The 16,713-nt window shown below is 64.8% G+C and carries 19 protein-coding genes; 9 read left to right on the forward strand and 10 right to left on the reverse strand.

Translation table 11 applies throughout. The annotated features are described in order from the left end of the window. Nucleotides 1–100 precede the first annotated feature (100 nt). The gene (locus tag PSET11_RS03475; protein ID WP_124090726.1) at nucleotides 101–727 is read left to right on the forward strand and encodes an FMN reductase; all 627 of its coding nucleotides are present in this window, start codon (nucleotides 101–103) and stop codon (nucleotides 725–727) included. A gap of 32 nt (nucleotides 728–759) precedes the next feature. Here PSET11_RS03475 and PSET11_RS03480 read toward each other — a convergent pair whose 3' ends face one another. Next, entirely contained in the window at nucleotides 760–1,341 is a 582-nt protein-coding gene (locus PSET11_RS03480; protein ID WP_124090727.1) for a hypothetical protein, read from the reverse strand. Between the two features lie 724 nt (nucleotides 1,342–2,065). On the opposite strand from PSET11_RS03480, the gene dnaB reads away from it, so the two are divergent. Next, nucleotides 2,066–3,448: a replicative DNA helicase gene (dnaB, locus tag PSET11_RS03485; RefSeq protein ID WP_124090728.1), complete on the forward strand. Its 1,383-nt coding sequence runs from the start codon at nucleotides 2,066–2,068 to the stop codon at nucleotides 3,446–3,448. On the opposite strand, the gene PSET11_RS03490 is transcribed toward dnaB, so the two are convergent. Together PSET11_RS03490 and PSET11_RS03495 are read right to left on the reverse strand one after the other, a co-directional pair. Further along, nucleotides 3,445–4,434, reverse strand: a complete 990-nt coding sequence (locus PSET11_RS03490; protein WP_124090729.1) for an acyl-CoA thioesterase — start codon at nucleotides 4,432–4,434, stop codon at nucleotides 3,445–3,447. The genes dnaB and PSET11_RS03490 overlap by 4 nt on opposite strands. Before the next feature lie 207 nt (nucleotides 4,435–4,641). Next, nucleotides 4,642–5,076: a DoxX family protein gene (locus PSET11_RS03495; RefSeq protein WP_124090730.1), complete on the reverse strand. Its 435-nt coding sequence runs from the start codon at nucleotides 5,074–5,076 to the stop codon at nucleotides 4,642–4,644. A 175-nt stretch (nucleotides 5,077–5,251) separates the two neighbouring features. Between PSET11_RS03495 and PSET11_RS03500 the strand changes: the two genes are divergently transcribed. The 3 genes from PSET11_RS03500 (at nucleotide 5,252) to PSET11_RS03510 (ending at nucleotide 7,708) form a co-directional block, all read left to right on the forward strand. Beyond that, nucleotides 5,252–6,604: an MATE family efflux transporter gene (locus tag PSET11_RS03500; protein WP_124090731.1), complete on the forward strand. Its 1,353-nt coding sequence runs from the start codon at nucleotides 5,252–5,254 to the stop codon at nucleotides 6,602–6,604. A gap of 26 nt (nucleotides 6,605–6,630) precedes the next feature. Beyond that, nucleotides 6,631–7,221 (forward strand): hypothetical protein, encoded by a 591-nt coding sequence (locus PSET11_RS03505; RefSeq protein WP_203415898.1) that lies wholly within the window; start codon nucleotides 6,631–6,633, stop codon nucleotides 7,219–7,221. Between the two features lie 97 nt (nucleotides 7,222–7,318). Next, nucleotides 7,319–7,708 carry a hypothetical protein gene (locus PSET11_RS03510; protein WP_124090732.1) on the forward strand — a complete coding sequence of 130 codons (390 nt, stop codon included), beginning with the start codon at nucleotides 7,319–7,321 and terminating at the stop codon, nucleotides 7,706–7,708. A 44-nt stretch (nucleotides 7,709–7,752) separates the two neighbouring features. Here PSET11_RS03510 and PSET11_RS03515 read toward each other — a convergent pair whose 3' ends face one another. After that, complete coding sequence (locus PSET11_RS03515; RefSeq protein WP_124090733.1) at nucleotides 7,753–8,301, reverse strand: CGNR zinc finger domain-containing protein; 549 nt, start codon at nucleotides 8,299–8,301, stop codon at nucleotides 7,753–7,755. A gap of 71 nt (nucleotides 8,302–8,372) precedes the next feature. On the opposite strand from PSET11_RS03515, the gene PSET11_RS03520 reads away from it, so the two are divergent. Beyond that, nucleotides 8,373–9,389 (forward strand): EamA family transporter, encoded by a 1,017-nt coding sequence (locus tag PSET11_RS03520; protein WP_124090734.1) that lies wholly within the window; start codon nucleotides 8,373–8,375, stop codon nucleotides 9,387–9,389. Between the two features lie 106 nt (nucleotides 9,390–9,495). On the opposite strand, the gene PSET11_RS03525 is transcribed toward PSET11_RS03520, so the two are convergent. Continuing rightward, complete coding sequence (locus tag PSET11_RS03525; RefSeq protein WP_124090735.1) at nucleotides 9,496–9,759, reverse strand: WXG100 family type VII secretion target; 264 nt, start codon at nucleotides 9,757–9,759, stop codon at nucleotides 9,496–9,498. A gap of 259 nt (nucleotides 9,760–10,018) precedes the next feature. On the opposite strand from PSET11_RS03525, the gene PSET11_RS03530 reads away from it, so the two are divergent. Continuing rightward, the gene (locus PSET11_RS03530; RefSeq protein WP_124090736.1) at nucleotides 10,019–10,291 is read left to right on the forward strand and encodes a DUF2277 domain-containing protein; all 273 of its coding nucleotides are present in this window, start codon (nucleotides 10,019–10,021) and stop codon (nucleotides 10,289–10,291) included. Nucleotides 10,292–10,332: 41 nt separating this feature from the next. Here PSET11_RS03530 and PSET11_RS03535 read toward each other — a convergent pair whose 3' ends face one another. The 3 genes from PSET11_RS03535 to PSET11_RS03545 are packed head-to-tail and all read right to left on the reverse strand — an operon-like array spanning nucleotide 10,333 to nucleotide 13,292. Further along, nucleotides 10,333–12,630: a heavy metal translocating P-type ATPase gene (locus tag PSET11_RS03535; protein WP_124090737.1), complete on the reverse strand. Its 2,298-nt coding sequence runs from the start codon at nucleotides 12,628–12,630 to the stop codon at nucleotides 10,333–10,335. A gap of 26 nt (nucleotides 12,631–12,656) precedes the next feature. After that, complete coding sequence (locus PSET11_RS03540) at nucleotides 12,657–12,896, reverse strand: heavy-metal-associated domain-containing protein (RefSeq protein WP_124090738.1); 240 nt, start codon at nucleotides 12,894–12,896, stop codon at nucleotides 12,657–12,659. A 60-nt stretch (nucleotides 12,897–12,956) separates the two neighbouring features. Continuing rightward, nucleotides 12,957–13,292, reverse strand: coding sequence for a metal-sensitive transcriptional regulator (locus PSET11_RS03545; RefSeq protein ID WP_124090739.1), 336 nt, complete (start codon nucleotides 13,290–13,292; stop codon nucleotides 12,957–12,959). A gap of 269 nt (nucleotides 13,293–13,561) precedes the next feature. Here PSET11_RS03545 and PSET11_RS03550 point away from each other — a divergent pair, with 269 nt between their 5' ends. Together PSET11_RS03550 and PSET11_RS03555 are read left to right on the forward strand one after the other, a co-directional pair. Then, entirely contained in the window at nucleotides 13,562–14,668 is a 1,107-nt protein-coding gene (locus PSET11_RS03550; protein ID WP_124090740.1) for a WD40/YVTN/BNR-like repeat-containing protein, read from the forward strand. After that, nucleotides 14,628–14,948 (forward strand): MoaD/ThiS family protein, encoded by a 321-nt coding sequence (locus PSET11_RS03555; RefSeq protein WP_377947083.1) that lies wholly within the window; start codon nucleotides 14,628–14,630, stop codon nucleotides 14,946–14,948. The genes PSET11_RS03550 and PSET11_RS03555 overlap by 41 nt, the downstream gene beginning before the upstream one ends. A 70-nt stretch (nucleotides 14,949–15,018) precedes the next feature. Here PSET11_RS03555 and PSET11_RS03560 read toward each other — a convergent pair whose 3' ends face one another. Beyond that, nucleotides 15,019–15,255 (reverse strand): hypothetical protein, encoded by a 237-nt coding sequence (locus PSET11_RS03560; RefSeq protein ID WP_124090742.1) that lies wholly within the window; start codon nucleotides 15,253–15,255, stop codon nucleotides 15,019–15,021. Nucleotides 15,256–15,450: 195 nt separating this feature from the next. Next, the gene (locus PSET11_RS03565) at nucleotides 15,451–16,677 is read right to left on the reverse strand and encodes a pyridoxal phosphate-dependent aminotransferase (RefSeq protein ID WP_124090743.1); all 1,227 of its coding nucleotides are present in this window, start codon (nucleotides 16,675–16,677) and stop codon (nucleotides 15,451–15,453) included. Nucleotides 16,678–16,713 lie beyond the last annotated feature (36 nt).

The raw sequence follows: 16,713 nt of genomic DNA on the forward strand, positions 1-16,713 counted from the left end.
GTCGCCATCCTGGTCCGGGAATAGTCCAGAGTTTCCTGCCGTTACGCATATAGATGCATATGCATGTATGCTGAATATAGCCAGCCTGAGGAGAATTGCCATGGAAACTCGCCGCATCGTTGTTTTGTCTGCCGGTCTCGGCGTCCCGTCGTCGAGCCGACTGCTGGCTGACCAGCTGGCGGCGTCGGCGCAGCGCCAACTCGGCGCAGCGGGCTACGACGTGGTGATTGACGTCGTCGAACTGAGGGATTTGGCCGTGGACATCGCCAACAACTTCGTCACGGGCTATGCCGCACCCAAGCTCGCAGACGTAGTTGCGACAGTTGAAGCTGCTGATGGCATCATCGCGGTCTCGCCCGTCTTCAGCGCGTCCTACAGTGGGCTCTTCAAGTCATTCATTGATGTCCTGGACCCGAAGTCACTGACCGGCAAGGCCGTGCTTCTGGGTGCCACCGGTGGAACGGATCGGCACCAGATGGTCCTGGACTACGCGATGCGACCGCTGTTCAGCTACCTCAGGACCCGGACCACGGCCACGGCCGTGTTTGCCGGACCCCAGGACTGGGGGTCCACGGAACAGGGCGCCTCGCCGCTGTCAGACCGGGTGGACCGTGCCGCCGGTGAGCTCACAGATCTCCTGAAGGGCGCGCAGCCGCAGACCAAGCCAGCGGCCCTGGAATCGCTGCCCTTCGAAGAACTCTTGGCGGGCATGTCTGCAGGCCGCTAGCCAGCGGCCCGGCACGGGTGCGTTCAGCGGGGCTAGTCAGCCAGAAGGGCGATGAACTCGCGTGCCTGATCCAGTGAGACGTCGGAGTGGCGCTTCAATGCCGTGGCAGCCGCCTCAGTCTCGCCGCTCTGGGCGAGGGTCCGGATCTGGCCGTAGATTTCATCGTTGAGCATGTTGGAGCTGACCTCCCGGGTCAGCTCGCCCTTGCTGGCAATGGCACGGTACCGGTACGTAAAGCGTTCGGGGCCAGCGGCGTCCTCGACTGCCGGGGCGGGCGTCGAGGGCTGGGGATGACGGTAAGGCTGGGGGTGGGCTGCTAGGGCTGCGACGGCGTCACGCGAGGCACGGAGGCCGCCGCCGGTGGCGTCGAAGTACACCTTGATGGCAGCGACTGCCTGGCCCTGGGCGATCAAGGCGTAAATGCGGCGGTGCTGCTCTTCGGAGAGGTTGGCTGCAGCCGAGCGAGCCAAGTCGACTCCCGCAGCGCTGGGTTTATCAGCCGCGACGGACGCCGATGAGCCGGCCGGTTTCCGTTTCCCCAAGGCGCGAACCGTGAGGAGGACTGCCGCGAGGACCGCCAAAAGGATGAGAACAGGGGCCACGAGCGATTCCATCGTCTAATGCCATTCGTTGTGCGTTGAGAGAGTAATGGGCGCCAACGGTGATTGGCCGCTTCCATTCCTTGAATCTTATGCCAAGGGCACGTTATCCACAGCAATATTCGTCACCTGGTATGCATCGGCATTATTCGTGGATAACGTAGGCGCGCTGCGGCATACATGCAGGTTGAGATCGACAACACAGCCATTCAGATCCGGTGCAGTGCCCGGTCCAGCGGCAGCAGTGCCCAAACCACTGTGGATGAAATTCCTTTCAAGAAATATTTACTCCACATGCTGGTTTGATTGTTTACGCAGGTCAGATGACTTTGGGCGAGTAAAGATTTTTTCTTTCCACAACGTTGCCCACAGGCTGTGCACAAGCTGGGCGGGGTAGTGCACAGGTTATCCACAGGGTCGAGCGGGAGTGGGCTTGGCGGCTGGAGAGCGGGCGGCTAGCGTAGCGGAGTACCTATTCTTGCGGCTCTCCTTCACGCCTGTGCTCCATCCGGCGAAGAGACCAACTGTTCCTGCGCCCACGTCATGGTCATGCCTGTGGAAAACCTGTGGATTCTGGGGATAACCAGGTGTTTACCCGCGCGGGAGCCTTCCGGCGCACATTGTCAGAGCCCTCCTGTAGACCTGTTGCAGAGGGGTGCGGGGCTTGGCGCACCTTAAGAACAGGACGATTTTCCTGCCGGGCGGTCCCTCGCTCCGGCACCTATGAAGGGCGGCAACTTTGTCAATCGCGCACTTGGACACGGTGGAGGTTGCCCGCAACTCGGACGCAGCACGGAAGCCTCCTCAGGACATTCCTGCTGAGCAATCAGTGCTGGGCGGCATGATGCTCTCCAAGGACGCCATTGCCGACGTCGTAGAGATCCTCCGCGGCCAGGATTTTTACCGGCCGGCCCACGAAACCATCTTTGAGGCCATCATTGACCTTTATGGTCGTGGTGAACCTGCCGATGCTGTGACCGTCTCTGACGAGCTCACCAAACGCGCTGAGATCAACCGCATTGGCGGGCCGGCATACCTGCACGAGCTCATCCAGACGGTACCCACCGCAGCCAACGCCGGATATTACGCGGAAATCGTTGCCGAACGGGCTGTCCTGCGCCGGCTTGTGACCGCTGGCACCAAGATCGTCCAGCTGGGCTACGGGTCTGACGGCGAGGTGGAGGACCTGGTCAACCAGGCCCAGGCCGAGGTCTACGCCGTGGCCGAGCGTCGGACCGCTGAGGACTACGTGGTGTTGAAGGACGTCATGGAATCCACGGTGGATGAGATCGAAGCGTCAGGCCATCGTGGTGAGGGCATGACAGGGGTGCCCACCGGTTTCTACGAGCTCGATGAATTGACCCACGGCCTGCACCCCGGCCAGATGATCGTGATTGCGGCCCGGCCCGCAGTGGGTAAGTCCACCTTCGCCCTCGATTTTGCCCGCTCCGCGGCGATCAAGAACAACTTGGCCACCGTGATGTTTTCCTTGGAAATGGGCCGGAACGAAATCGCCATGCGCCTGCTCTCGGCCGAGGCAACCATCGGACTGCAGGACCTCCGCAAGGGCACCATCAAGGATGAGCAGTGGTCCAAAATTGCCACGACCATGGGCCGCATGAATGACGCACCGCTCTTCATCGACGACAGCCCCAACATGTCCCTGATGGAAATCCGCGCCAAATGCCGCCGGTTGAAGCAGCAGCATGACCTCAAGCTCGTCATCCTCGACTACCTGCAGCTGATGAGCTCAGGCAAAAAAGTCGAATCCAGGCAGCAGGAAGTCTCCGAATTCTCCCGTGCCCTCAAGCTCCTCGCCAAGGAACTCCAGGTTCCTGTCATTGCCCTTTCGCAGCTCAACCGTGGCTCGGAGCAGCGCCAGGACAAGCGCCCCATGGTCTCTGACCTGCGTGAATCCGGCTCCATCGAGCAGGATGCGGACATGGTCATCCTGCTGCACCGCGAGGATGTTTACGACAAGGAATCTCCCCGGGCGGGCGAGGCGGACATCCTGATCGCCAAGCACCGTAACGGCCCCACCAAGGACATCGTGGTGGCGTTCCAGGGTCACTACTCGCGGTTTGCCAACATGGCGGCCGACGCCGGAGGCGGCGGCTTCTAGTCCTCGACGCCTGATTCGCGTGCTGCGGTCAGCAGGTGGTTGGGCAGGCGATTGCCGGGAGCCGTCCCGCGGATTTCCAACAGGTGGCGGGCATGCGCGTGCAGCCTGAGGTCTTCGTCGCTGCGCGGCACCCATGCCGGGATGGGCACGGAGGTGCCTTCGTCGTCGCGCGCCACCATGACCGTGAGGCAGTACGTGGTGAGGTCAAGCTCGCCCACCTTGGGGTCGCCGGAGCGGACGTGGACGGCCACGTGCATGCCCTTGGTGCCCGTGTACACCAGGCGGGCTTCGACCTCCACGAGGTGCCCGATCCGGAGCGGACGGTAGAACCGCACGCCGCCTGAGAAGACCGCTACGGCGTTTTTGCCTGCGTAGCGGGTGGCGCAGACGTAGGCGGCTTCATCGATCCACTTCATGACGATGCCGCCGTGGACTTTACCGCCCCAGTTCACGTCGGTAGGGGATGCCATGAAGCGCAGCGTGACCCGCTCGGCGGTGCCAGCGTCGGTATATTCCTGCTGGTTCATGGCTTCGACGATCTGCTCCCGGACGGTGACTCTCGCCAGGGCGTGGTCCCGCTGCTCGATCTGCGCTGGCGTGACAGGCTGGAACTGTGGCACCGGAATGGGCCTGCCGTCCTCGCCCACCGCAACGAAGATCACCATGCACTGGCTCCGCATGGTGGCAGGCCCGCCCTTGGGGTCGCCTGAGGAAACCACCGTGCGGATGTGCATTGACGACCGTCCGGTGTACACGATGGTGGCCTCTACCTCCACCATGTCGCCGCTGTTGACGGGATCGGCGAAGTGGATGTTTCCCACGTAGGCGGTGACGCAGTAGGACTTGGACCAGCCCACGGCGGCAGCGTAGGCGGCCTTATCCACCCATTCCAGGACGGTACCGGCGTCCACTGATCCGCTGTGGCCCACGTCCATGGGGGCGGCAAGGAAGCGGAGGGTGACTGAATTGGCGGCAGGCTCATTCATGCTGCCCACTTTAGGGCTCCCCCCGGCTGCGTCCCCACTTGTGACGCCCCCGGACTTCCTACCGCTTAAACCCCAACGCTCCCGGACCTTTCGCGTCCTTTTCGGCATCCCTCCCGGAGCTTTCCAAAGGAAAGCCGGGAGGGATGCCGAAAAGGCCGTCAGGTGTCCGGGAGCGTTGGGGGAATGACCGTAAAAAAGTCGGGAAGGTCAGGCGAGGATCGCCAGCTTGCCCTTCTTGCCACCGAAGAGGGCGCGGTCCACCGAGAGGCGGCCGGGTCCGGTCAGGGCCAGTGCAAATGCAGCAGCGGCCAGCAGGAGGACCAGCTCGTAGCCACCGTTGGCAACGAAGACGCCAGCGGAGACATGGACAAGGAAGAGGGCGCCGAGCATGTTGACCACCAGCAGTGCGGCCACGATCCTGGTGAGTACGCCAAGGATCAGGGCGATGCCGCCGACGAGCTCCAGGATGGCGACGGCGGGGGCAGCGAAGTCGGCTGCGGGGACACCCATCTGGGTGAAGGCGGACTGCGTGCCTGCAATGGTCCATTCGTTGAACTTCTGCCACCCGTGGGCTGCGAAGAGGAAGCCGAGGATGATGCGCAGGGCAGTGATGGCAAGGGTGTTGAGACGTACTTGAGTCATGAGTTTCACCGTTTCTGATGTCGGGCGGGGCTGGACAGTAGCTAGCGAGGCCGGCTCAGCGTTGAAGCTTGAACATCCATCCTCGCGGTTAATAGTTGAAGAGTCAATAAAATGGCACGCTACGTGGGGTAACTCACGGGCTCATCCCGGCCTCCGGTTGGTTAGGCTGGCACTCGTGCACCAGCCTGCGACCCCCGCCTCAGGGCGGCCCGAACCCAGCCGCGCCAAGGAAATCCTCCGCCTTGCCGTCCCGGCGTTTGGTGCCCTGGTGGCCGAACCACTCTTCCTGCTCGCCGACGCGGCCATTGTGGGGCATCTGGGCGTAGCCCAACTGGCTGGCGTGGGCCTGGCCAGTGCGGTGCTGCACACCGCGGTGGGCCTGATGGTCTTCCTCGCCTACTCCACCACTCCCGCCGTGGCCCGCGCGATGGGGCAGGGGCAACTGGGGAAGGCGCTGGCCGCCGGGCGCGACGGCGTCTGGCTGGCTCTGCTGCTGGGCGTTCTTCTAGCGGTGGCCGGGTTTGTCGCGGCTGGTCCGCTGGTTGGCCTGATGGGCGCCCGTGGCGAGGTCCATACGTATGCGGAAGATTACCTGCGCTGGTCAATGCCGGGCTTGGTGGCCATGCTGCTGGTTTTTGCGGGCACCGGGGTGTTGCGGGGCCTGCAGGACACGAAGACCCCACTGGTGGTGGCCACAGCAGGGTTCGGTCTCAACATTGTCCTCAACCTCTGGCTGGTGTACGGGTTGGGCTGGTCCGTGGCAGGCTCGGCCGCCGGAACGAGCGTGGCGCAATGGGCCATGGCGGCGGTGTATCTCGTGATGGTGGGGCGTAATGCCCGGCGGCACGGCATTGGCTTACTGCCCAGCTGGCGCGGAATCCGGGCTTTGGGCCGGGTAGGATCGTGGCTGATGCTGCGGACGCTGAGCCTCCGGGCGGCAATCCTGGCGACGGTCCTGGTGGCCACAGCGCAAGGCACCGTCAACCTTGCGGCCCATCAACTGGCCATGACCATCTTCTCGTTTCTGGCTTTTGCCCTGGACGCCCTGGCCATTGCCGCGCAGGCCCTCATTGGGAAGGAACTTGGCGCCGGCAACGCCCGGGAAGCTCGCCAACTGACCCGCGTCATGACGCGGTGGGGGCTGGGGTTTGGGCTGGTCACGGGCGTGTTGTTGGCCATTGCGGCGCCGTGGGTGGGTGCACTGTTCACCTCCGACCCGCAGGTGCAGGCCGTCCTGGCCTTGGCGCTTTGGGTTCTTGCGGCAGGCCAGCCGCTCGCAGGATACGTCTTCGTCCTCGATGGAGTTCTGATCGGTGCCGGCGATGCCCGGTACCTCGCCCTGGCCGGACTGGCCAACGTGGCGGTCTATGCTCCACTGCTCGCCGGGGCGGCAGTGCAGGGATCATCGGACCCGGCCGCACTGGGTTGGTTGTGGGCTGCGTTTGCGCTGGGTTACATGAGTGCGCGCGCAGTGACCCTAGGCCTGCGCGCCCGCTCCGATCGGTGGATGGTGCTGGGTTCGGCCTAGCCAGTGCACCACACTAAACTGGTCCGGTGAGCCAACCCTTGACCCCTGCCGGAACCACCTCCCACGCCGCAGCGCTGCCCGAACTCTGGAAACCCGTGCTGCTTCGGTCGGCCGTAGCGTTGGCCTTTGGCGCCGTCACTATTTTTTGGCCTGCCCCCTCCATTGAGGTGATGGGCTGGGCCGGCGGGCTGTACCTCGCGGCCACCGGTGTGGTGCTCCTCCGTGGAATCGGCGCCACGGGCCTGGTCAGGGAATCCGTGGTGGGCAAGCTGCTTTCGGCGGCAGGTGCTGCCCTCGCCGGTGCGGGCTTTGCGGTGGTTTTCCTGCATAGCGACCTGCTTTTCGCCGTGATTGGCGCCCTGGGCCTCGGCGCCGCAGGGGCCCTTGAACTTCTGGCAGGACTCCGGCTCCGCGGCCAGCATGTCATGGCAAAAGACTGGATCGCCTCCGGCGTGATCGGCCTGGGTACCGCCGTGCTGCTGCCGTTCTTCACCAGCCTCGGCGCGCACGCCCTGCTCGGCGTGGCCGGCGGTGGCGCCATCATTTCGGGAGTGTTGTGGGCCCTGGCGGGCCTGACGCTCAAACACGATGCCCGCAGTGGAGCAACTACCCCGTAAACTGGAGACGCACGGTTCTACTTCCTGTAGAAAATATCGTGTACCCACCGCATCAAACCCAGGACTGCCATTGTGGCGCCTGCAGGGAGGAATCATCGTGGCAGACCAGCATCAAGGCAAACCGCGCAATCTGCGGACCTCGGTGAAGGGCCCGCTCATGTTTTCCGCTTTCTGGGCGGTGGTGGCCTTCGTGGCAGTACTGATTTTCGCCTCAGGCGGCAGCGCCCGAGCCCCTCGATTCGACCTCGCTTTCACCGGTGCCGGCATCGCCTTCATCGTGACGCTGGTCATCGCTGCCATGCTCTCCATGAGCTACAAGGACAACGCCGAGCACCTCGGTAAAGGATCCGGCGTCAACCTCAGCTCGGCCCGGGGCTCCAGCCACGGCTTCGGCGGCCCTGGCTCCGCGGCGCCGGGCAAGGCTCCCGGCAGTGCAGGGGACACCCCGACGACGGACGAGCGGCCAAGCGACTCCACGCAGGCTTAGCCGCGCGAAGGGTCAGCCCAGACCCGACGCCGCGACAGCTCGCGTCAGTCCGTCGTGGCTGCCTGGCGCGCCCGATAGGCGGCGACGTGCTTGCGGTTGGCGCAGTTTCCGGTATCGCAATAACGCTTTGACCTGTTCCGGCTGAGATCCAGTACGGCAGCATCGCAGTCTTCGGCCTCGCAGGTGCGCAGCCGGTCCATCTCCTTGCCGCGGATCACATCAGCCAAGGCCATGGCCGCTTCAGTGCTCATGCGATCCGCTAGTGGGGCGGCTGGCAATGTGGCGTGCAGGTGCCAATCCCAGCCGTCGTGCTTGGTCAACTGCGGCAGTGCGTGGGCGTCGCGGAGGAGTCGATTGATGGTCTCTACTGCGCTGTCCTCGCCCGCCGTCCACAGCTGGGAGAGGTCGCTGCGAAGGGCCCGCACGCTGGCCAGCTCGGGTTCATCGCGGGTACGGGAGCCGGTGAAGCCCTCGGCCGCCAGGAAAGCGTCAAGGGCGGCAGAGGTGTCGAGGGCCTCGCGGCCATTGGCGCCGGAGTTGATGAGATTCACGACGGTGCGGAGGGCGACCTCTGTGTCAGGGGCAAACAGCATCTTGACTCCTTACGGCAAGCGGGCGTAATGTCATGACCATAACCCTACTTTACTCCTGACAGGAGGCCGTCGTGCCTGCCGTAACCAGTGGGCGCCGGCCCCTTCGCACCAACTTCCTTGCCTCAGGCCTGGGCATTGCGTTGTTCTCCTCTGCTGTTTTCGGCATCTCCGGCTCATTCGCCAAATCACTGCTGGAAACCGGCTGGAGTCCGGGAGCCGCTGTCACCGCCAGGCTGACGGGCGCAGCCCTGATCCTTGCGATTCCAGCGATCCCGGCGTTGCGGGGCCGGTGGCACCAACTCCGGGACAACTGGCTGACCATCGCCCTGTTTGGCGTCATCGGTGTGGCCGCCTGCCAATTGTTCTACTTCAACGCCGTGGCCCGGCTCTCGGTGGGCGTTGCCCTCCTGCTCGAGTACCTGGCGCCGGTCATGATCGTCCTCTGGCTCTGGATTGCCAGCCGGCGCCGCCCACGGGTCCTGACCTTGGGCGGAACCCTGCTGTCGCTCGCCGGCCTCGTGCTGGTCCTGGACCTGACCGGGGCAGTCAAGATCGACGTCGTTGGCGTCCTGTGGGGCGTAGCCGCGGCGGTCTGCCTGGCCATGTATTTTTTCATTACCGCCAAGGAGAACGACACGCTGCCGCCACTGGTCCTGGCCGCCGGTGGCCTGACGGTCGGTGCCGTGGTGATGTGGCTGGCGGCGGCCACCGGACTGCTCCCCATGACGTTCAACACCGCCGACACCACGTTGGGACCGTGGCAGACGCCGTGGTGGGTCTCCGTGGCCGGCCTGGTCATCCTGGCAACGGTCCTGGCCTACGTTTCGGGCATCATGGCCGCCCGCGCGCTGGGGTCCAAAGTGGCGTCCTTCGTCTCCCTCACCGAGGTCCTGTTCGCCGTGCTGTGGGCCTGGCTGCTGCTGGGTGAACTCCCCGGCGTCATCCAACTCCTGGGCGGCGCCCTGATCGTCGGAGGCGTCATCCTGGTGCGCCTGGACGAACTGCGGGCACCTGCCGCGGCTGACGCCAGCACCGTTGCGGCGGGGGCGGCACTCAGGCACGCAAACGACGTCGAACCCGTCCCCTGAGCCGCGCCCCCTCCCCGCACTGCGGGGCCGAGCCGCTGTTGCCGGGATTAAACGACAGGGCCCGGACACCAAGTGTCCGGGCCCTGCGGGTCCTGCCAGCGTGGGGCTAGCGGGAAGCCTGATCCTGCTCTTCTGCGTTGCGGGTGGCCTTGCCGCCAGCTTCCTTCAACGCCTCAGCAACCTTGCTGAGCATGGCGGTGTGGGTACCTGACCACTCGTTGCGGAACTTCTGCGCGTCGGGGCCTTCCCAGTTCGTGCTGCTCAGGATCTTGGTGAGCGTGTTCTTCTGCGTCTCGATCTCGGACGCACCTGCCTGAAGCTTGCTGCCCAGCTGACGAAGCTGCTGAACGTCTGCACCCCAAATAGCCATCAGTTTCTCCTTGTGTCATCGGTGGACCCGGATTGTTCCGGTATCCCCAGCGGCCCCCGGCTCATCCGGAAGATCCATTGCCTAAAACCTACCCCGGCTGGCAAAACAGTGTCGATGGGCACTCCTGCCCATGCCGTTCTCCCCATCCGCCGCACCCCCAAGCCACCCCCGCGTCGGCGCCGTTCGTGGCCCCAGTGAACCGTAGGACGATCGCCGGGAAAGGCTCGATTCGGAGCGATCCAGAGCCTAGCATGGGGCTATGTGCCGGAACATTCGTACGCTCTCAAACTTTGAACCGCATGCCACCAGCGAGGAGGTGCAGGCGGCCGCCCTGCAATACGTTCGCAAGATCAGTGGCACCACCAAACCCTCCAAGGCCAACCAGCAAGCCTTTGACGAGGCAGTCCACGAGATCGCCCACATTACGGAGCACCTGGTGGCGGCGCTGGTGAGTACCGCGCCGCCCAAGGACCGTGAGGTGGAGGCGGCCAAAGCCAAGGCCCGGTCAGCGGTCCGCTTCGGCGCCGCCTGAACCCGCTCTGCCTGAGCCCAGCCCGCCTGACCCGTCCCCGCCTACTTTCCGAAGCGGCGCAGCCTGAGCGAATTCGCCACCACCAGCACGGAACTGGCGGCCATGGCTGCGCCGGCAAGCATCGGGTTCAGCAGGCCCAGTGCCGCCACAGGGATGCCCACCGCGTTGTAGAAGAAGGCCCAAAATAGGTTGGTTTTGATGGTGCCGAGGGTCTTGCGGGAGAGCTGGATGGCCTGCACCACCTGGGCGAGGTCGCTGCCCATCACGGTCAGGTCCGCGGCTTCGATGGCCACATCAGTCCCGGATCCCATCGCAATCCCCAGGTCGGCCTGGGCCAGCGCCGCAGCGTCATTGACGCCGTCGCCGGCCATGGCAACTGTTGCCCCGCCAGCCTGCAGTTCCTTGACGGCGGCCACTTTGCCCTCGGGGGTCACGCCAGCGAACACGTCCTCCGGGGCGATCCCGACGGCGGCAGCCACCCGGGCGGCGACGGCGGCGTTGTCGCCGGTCAATAGCATGGGCCGCAGGCCCAGTTCCCGCAGCGCGGCAATGGCGGACGCCGAGCCGTCCTTGACGGAGTCGCGCAGGCTGATAATGCCTGCAGCGGCACCGTCCACCGCGACCCAGATCGCCGTGGCACCGCCGGCTTCCGCTGCCGCCAGCTCGTCCTTCTGCGCTGCGGACAGCGGCACGCCCGCTTGCACCAGCCAGCCGGTCCGGCCGGCAGCCACGCGCCGGCCGGCAACGGTTCCCGTGACGCCGCCGCCGGGCTCGGAACGGAAGTCGACGACGTAGGGGAGGGCGCCGTCGTCGTCCGCGGCACCTTGCGCGATTCCGGCCGCGGCGATGGCCCGGGCCACAGGGTGTTCGGAGGCGACCTCAACGGCCGCTGCCAGCCGCAGCACCTCCGCTTCGGTGAAGCCGTCGAAAGCGCGGGTGGCGTCCACGGCAAGGCTCCCGGTGGTGACGGTTCCGGTTTTGTCGAGCAGGATGGTGTCCACCGTGCGGGTGTCTTCCAGGACCTGCGGGCCTTTGATCAGGATTCCCAGTTGCGCCCCGCGGCCTGTTCCGGTGAGGAGGCCAACGGGGGTGGCCAGGCCCAATGCGCAGGGGCAGGCGATGACCAGGACGGCGACGGCGGCCGTGAACGCCGCGCGCAGGTCCGCCGGTGCAATCTCGGGCGCCGCAGCGAGGAGCCACAGTCCAAAGGTGGCCACGGCGATGACCAGCACCACGGGGACGAACACGGCGCTGACGCGGTCCGCGAGCCGAGCGATGGGGGCCTTGCCGGTCTGTGCCTGCGATACGAGGCGCGCCATGTGCGCCAGCGTGGTCTCGGCGCCAACGCGGGTGGCCCGGACCAGGAGTCGGCCCGCGGTGTTGATGGTGGCGCCCGTGACGGTGCTGCCCGGGCCGACCTCAACCGGCACGGATTCGCCGGTCACCAGCGAGGTATCCACGGCTGACGCACCGTCAACCACCTCGCCGTCGGTGGCAATTTTCTCGCCGGGGCGGACCACCAGCACATCCCCTGCCTGCAGCTGATCTGCGGGGATACCCACTTCGGCGCCGGCGCGAAGCACGGTGGCGTCCTTGGCGCCGAGGTTCAGCAGGGCTTGGAGGGCGTCGCCGGCCTTCTGCTTGGCGTTCGCCTCGAGGTACCGGCCCAGTAGGAGGAAGGTGGTGACCACGGCGGCCACCTCAAAGTACAGTCCGCCCGCTGCCATGTCGGTCATGGACTCCATGCCCGGATGCGCCGTAAGGGCTGGATTGGCCACGAGTTGCCAGGCGGAAAAAAGGTACGCCGCGGTCACGCCGATGGAAACCAGGGTGTCCATGGTGGAGGCCAGGTGCCTGGCATTGACGGCGGCCGCGCGGTGGAAGGGCCATGCCGCCCACGTGACCACCGGCAGCGCCAGGACCGCCGCAACCCAGCCCCAGTTCGGGAACTGCAAGGCCGGAAGCATGGAGATGAGGAAGACGGGGAGGGTGAGGGCGGTCGCCAGGAGCAGGCGGGGCCGGAGCGTCGCCGCAGTTCCACCGTGGGAGAGGTGATCGTGCGCGTCGTCGTGGTCGGGTTCTGGGTGGTGCCCGACGTCGGTCCGCACCGTGGCGGTATAGCCCGCCGAGGCGACTGATGCCAACAACTGCTGGTCCGTGATGTCCGGTGGCACGCTCACCTGGGCGGACTCCAGGGGAAGGTTGACGGCTGCACTCACGCCGGCCAGCCTGCCCAATTTCTTCTCGACCCGCATGACGCAGGAGGCGCAGGTCATGCCTTGGATATTCAGGTTTACCTCGCGATTTTGGGCGCGCGGCATCAGCTCATTCGGATTCATCTCACCCTCCTGGGTGGTTGGTACTCTTACGCGTTGTTGGCGACGACCATATAGCCGGCCTCGGCGACAGCTTCACCAATGTCAGCGGGCGAGAGCGGCCCGGCGGAGGTGATGGTGACGGTGGAGGCGCCATCGGCATTGAGGTTCACGGCGACGCCTTCAACTCCTGCCAGGGACTCAAGTTCCTCGCTGACGGCGGAGACGCAGTGGTTGCAGGTCATGCCGGACACGCTGACGGTGGTGATGACGGGGTTGGTGGTGCTCATGATCGGGTTCCTTTTCGTCAGGCCGGGGGCCGGTTGGTGGATGCGGGGGATGGGGTGGCGTCAGCGCAGGAGCCGGCCGATGGCGTCCGTGGCTTCCTTGACCTTGCTGTCAATGGCCGCCGAGCGGAGGGTGGGGTCTGGTTCTGCGGCGGCACCCACGACGCAGTGGCCGATGTGTTCCTCCACCAGGCCCAGGCTGACGGCGTGCAGGGCCTTGGTGACTGCGGCTACCTGGGTGAGGATGTCGATGCAGTACTTGTCTTCATCCACCATGCGGGCAATGCCCCGAACCTGGCCCTCGATGCGCTTGAGGCGCTTCAGGTAGGCGTCTTTGTTATCGGAGTAGCCATGTTTTGCCTCGGCCTGCTCCAGTGGGGTTGCGTCGATCTGCTCCATGCTCCCAAGCTATACCCCCTTGGGGTATCCGTCAAGTACCCCCTGGGGGTATCTTTGGGTGGAAAGTGGACACAAAAAAGCTCCAGAGTGCGTTATTGGGGGATACGCACTCTGGAGCAGCTTTTGGAAAGGTCTACAGCCGGTTGACCTTGCGATATTCAGCCTACGTGGTGACACAGCGCATCACCAGCATCTCGAATTACTACTTTCGCTTTATTTTCTAGGGCTCGGAAAACTGGCCATTGCGGTGGCCCGGAGGCGGTGGTTGCATGGGAGGTATGGCGACTCCAGAGAGTTATCTATTGGCAGTAGGCACCAAAAAAGGCCTGTGGCTGGCTACCAGCGCCGACCGCAACGAGTGGACCTGGACCGGCCCGCACTTCTTCATGACGGAGATTCCCAGCATCGGAATCGATACCCGCGCCGGCCGGACCAGGATCCTGGTGGGCATCCGGAGCGAGCATTGGGGTGCCACCGTGGCGCACTCGGATGACCTGGGGCGGACCTGGTCCGAACCCGAGGCGGGTGCCATCACCTTCCCGGGGGACACCGGCGTCGCGCTTGAACGAATCTGGCAGATCTACCCGGACGCAGAGCACCGGCCGGGGGTGGTGTGGGCGGGTGCCGAACCCATCTCGGTCTGGAAATCGACGGACGGCGGCGAGCATTTCGAGCTGAACCGTGGCCTCTGGGACCATCCGCACCGCAGCGAGTGGGGCGAGGGTTACGGCGGTGGCGCAGCGCATTCGATTGTGGCCCAACGCCACGATGACACCGTGCACATCGCCATGAGTACGGGCGGCGTCTATCGCTCGCCCGACGGCGGGACCTCTTGGGAACCGCGAAACTCAGGCATTTCCGCGTACTTCATGCCGGATCCGAACCCCGAATTTGGCCAGTGCGTGCACAAAATAGCCGGGGACGCCGCCGTCGACGGCCGCCTCTACGCGCAAAACCACCACGGCGTGTACCGTACGGACGACAACGGCGAGAACTGGATCTCCATTGCCGATGGCCTGCCCGCGGACTTTGGCTTCGTCATGCTCACGCACCAGCAACGCGGCGGCACAGCCTGGGTGATCCCGTTGAAGGCCGACGGCGAACGCATCCCGCCGGACGCTGAACTCGCCGTGCACAGGACGGACGATGCTGGCGGCACCTGGCAGAAGTTACGCACCGGATTGCCGGACGGTGAGTTCAACAGCATCCTGCGCGACGCCGCCAGTGTGGACGCCGCAGAGCCCGCCGGCGTGTATTTTGGCACGCGCGGCGGGGCGGTCTACGCCAGTGCCGACGAGGGGGAGACGTTTACCGAGGTGGCGGCGCATCTTCCCGATGTCTTGTGTGTCAGGGCTGCAGTGGTGGCGGGTGGCTGAGATTTCGGTGGTGCTGCCGAGCGTCCTGCAGCCCCTGGCCGGCGGGCAGTCGGTGCTGACTGCGCCCACAGTGGGGGCCATGACGGTGGCCGAGCTCCTTGATGCGATAACGGCCGACTTCGCCATTCTGGGTCGGCGAATTCGCGATGAAACGGGTGCGTTGCGCCGTTTTGTCAACGTGTACGTGGATGGCGACGAGGTGCGCCAGCTGAACGGACTGGCCACCCAAGTCCGGCCTGGCCAGGAGATCCTGGTGATCCAGTCCGTGGCGGGTGGGTAGCCGCTCTTGGCCGGTGCCGTGCGGGCAGTCCTTACTGACTGCGCCCGCATGGCGGCGAACTCTTGAACGCTTAGGCGATCCGCCAGACCGTACATTCGTCGGTGTTGACGATGCGCCTTGCCCCCGTGAATCGATCAAGAATCCAGAGGACGCCGATTCCGGGGGCTGTTTCCTGGACCCGGCCGCGGCGGATGACCACGTCGTCGTAGGAGGGGCCGACGGACATCCGGGCTTCGATTTCGTCGCCGCGGTGGAGTTGGTCCAGGGCATGGACTCGGGTTACTTTCGTCTTCTCTTTCGTCAACATGGGGCCTCCTGGCGCTGGTGCGGGCTCTTGCCCGTGAATCCAGTGTGCGGTGGCAATGTTGCGTCCCGGTTTCGCGCCGGTAAGAAGGTGGTTAGCTCTGCGCGCCGGCCCGGTTTCGCCCCTGCCCTCCCAACTGGGTAGCGCTAAGTGCAGTTTTGACCCCTCAAAAGTGCAGTTAGCGCTACCTACTTGGGATCAGGCTGCGCCGCGACTCCGGTAGCCCGCCAGGAAGGACGAGATCCGGCCCACCGCTTCCTCAATATCGAGCACAGACGGCAAGATGACGAACCGAAAATGATCAGGAGCCGGCCAGTTAAACGCTGTCCCGTGGGAGACCAGGAGCTTCTGGTCCCGGAGCAGGTCAAGGACGAACTGCTCGTCGCTGTCAATCGGGTACAGTTCCGGGTCGAGGCGGGGGAAGAGATACATGGCGCCAGCCGCCGGCACGCAGGTGACGCCCGGGATGGCAGTCAGCAGCTTGTGGGCCAGGTCCCGTTGCTCCCGAAGCCTGCCACCGGGTTGCACCAACGCTTCGATACTCTGATACCCGCCCAGGCATGTCTGGATCGCGTGCTGTGCCGGCACGTTCGGACATAGCCGGAGGGACGCCAGCAATTCCAGTCCCTCCCGGTAGCTCGCGGTCGCGGCCAGCGGACCCGTAATAGCCACCCAGCCGGCGCGGTAGCCAGGCATCCGGTAGGCCTTCGACAACCCGCTGAAGGTCAGGCAACACACATCCTCGGCGATAGCTGCCATATGGAGGTGCTGCGCTTTTTCGTACAGCACTTTTTCGTAAATCTCGTCGGAGAACAGCACCAGGTTGTGCTTCCGGGCCAGGTCGGCGAACTGCTCCAGCACATGCCGCGGGTAGACGGCGCCAGTGGGGTTGTTGGGGTTGATGATCACAATCCCCTTGGTCCGGTGAGTGATCTTTGCTTCGACGTCCGCCAGGTCCGGCCACCAGTTCTCGGCCTCGTCGCAGAGGTAGTGCACGGGTTTTCCGCCCGTCAGCGTGACCGCGGCAGTCCATAGCGGGTAATCCGGGGCGGGAACGAGGATTTCGTCGCCGTTCTCCATGAACGCCTGCAGGCACATGGAAATCAGCTCACTGACGCCGTTGCCAATGAAGATGTCCTCGACGCCGATCTGCATGAGCCCACGGGTCTGGTAATACTGCGAAATGGCTGTCCGTGCGGAGAAAATACCCTTGGAATCGCTGTAACCCTGTGCGCCACGAAGATGATGGATCATGTCCACCACCACCGACTCCGGCGCCTCCATGCCAAACGGTGCGGTGTCGCCCAGGTTCATCTTGAGGATCCGATGCCCCTCCGCCTCCATGCTTTTCGCGGCTTGGAGGATGGGACCGCGCAGTTCGTAGCGGACGTTCTGGAGTTTGCTTGAATGTTGCATGGCGCGCATGGTTGATCTTTTCACAGCCGCCGGGGTTGGTGCGTG

Origin of the sequence: Arthrobacter ulcerisalmonis (assembly GCF_900609065.1) — a bacterium.
In the GTDB taxonomy this organism is placed as follows: Bacteria; Actinomycetota; Actinomycetes; order Actinomycetales; family Micrococcaceae; genus Arthrobacter; species Arthrobacter ulcerisalmonis.

What these genes read in the sequence shown, in the direction of transcription:
- PSET11_RS03545 (WP_124090739.1), bottom strand. Translation starts at nt 13,292, where the DNA reads ATGGAGCAGATCGACGCAACCCCACTGGAGCAGGCCGAGGCAAAACAT.
- PSET11_RS03550 (WP_124090740.1), top strand. Translation starts at nt 13,562, where the DNA reads ATGGGAGGTATGGCGACTCCAGAGAGTTATCTATTGGCAGTAGGCACC.
- PSET11_RS03515 (WP_124090733.1), bottom strand. Translation starts at nt 8,301, where the DNA reads ATGCTGTTTGCCCCTGACACAGAGGTCGCCCTCCGCACCGTCGTGAAT.
- PSET11_RS03495 (WP_124090730.1), bottom strand. Translation starts at nt 5,076, where the DNA reads ATGACTCAAGTACGTCTCAACACCCTTGCCATCACTGCCCTGCGCATC.
- PSET11_RS03525 (WP_124090735.1), bottom strand. Translation starts at nt 9,759, where the DNA reads ATGGCTATTTGGGGTGCAGACGTTCAGCAGCTTCGTCAGCTGGGCAGC.
- PSET11_RS03565 (WP_124090743.1), bottom strand. Translation starts at nt 16,677, where the DNA reads ATGCGCGCCATGCAACATTCAAGCAAACTCCAGAACGTCCGCTACGAA.
- PSET11_RS03560 (WP_124090742.1), bottom strand. Translation starts at nt 15,255, where the DNA reads ATGTTGACGAAAGAGAAGACGAAAGTAACCCGAGTCCATGCCCTGGAC.
- PSET11_RS03475 (WP_124090726.1), top strand. Translation starts at nt 101, where the DNA reads ATGGAAACTCGCCGCATCGTTGTTTTGTCTGCCGGTCTCGGCGTCCCG.
- PSET11_RS03540 (WP_124090738.1), bottom strand. Translation starts at nt 12,896, where the DNA reads ATGAGCACCACCAACCCCGTCATCACCACCGTCAGCGTGTCCGGCATG.
- PSET11_RS03490 (WP_124090729.1), bottom strand. Translation starts at nt 4,434, where the DNA reads ATGAATGAGCCTGCCGCCAATTCAGTCACCCTCCGCTTCCTTGCCGCC.
- PSET11_RS03480 (WP_124090727.1), bottom strand. Translation starts at nt 1,341, where the DNA reads ATGGAATCGCTCGTGGCCCCTGTTCTCATCCTTTTGGCGGTCCTCGCG.
- PSET11_RS03535 (WP_124090737.1), bottom strand. Translation starts at nt 12,630, where the DNA reads ATGAATCCGAATGAGCTGATGCCGCGCGCCCAAAATCGCGAGGTAAAC.
- PSET11_RS03555 (WP_377947083.1), top strand. Translation starts at nt 14,628, where the DNA reads ATGTCTTGTGTGTCAGGGCTGCAGTGGTGGCGGGTGGCTGAGATTTCG.
- PSET11_RS03530 (WP_124090736.1), top strand. Translation starts at nt 10,019, where the DNA reads ATGTGCCGGAACATTCGTACGCTCTCAAACTTTGAACCGCATGCCACC.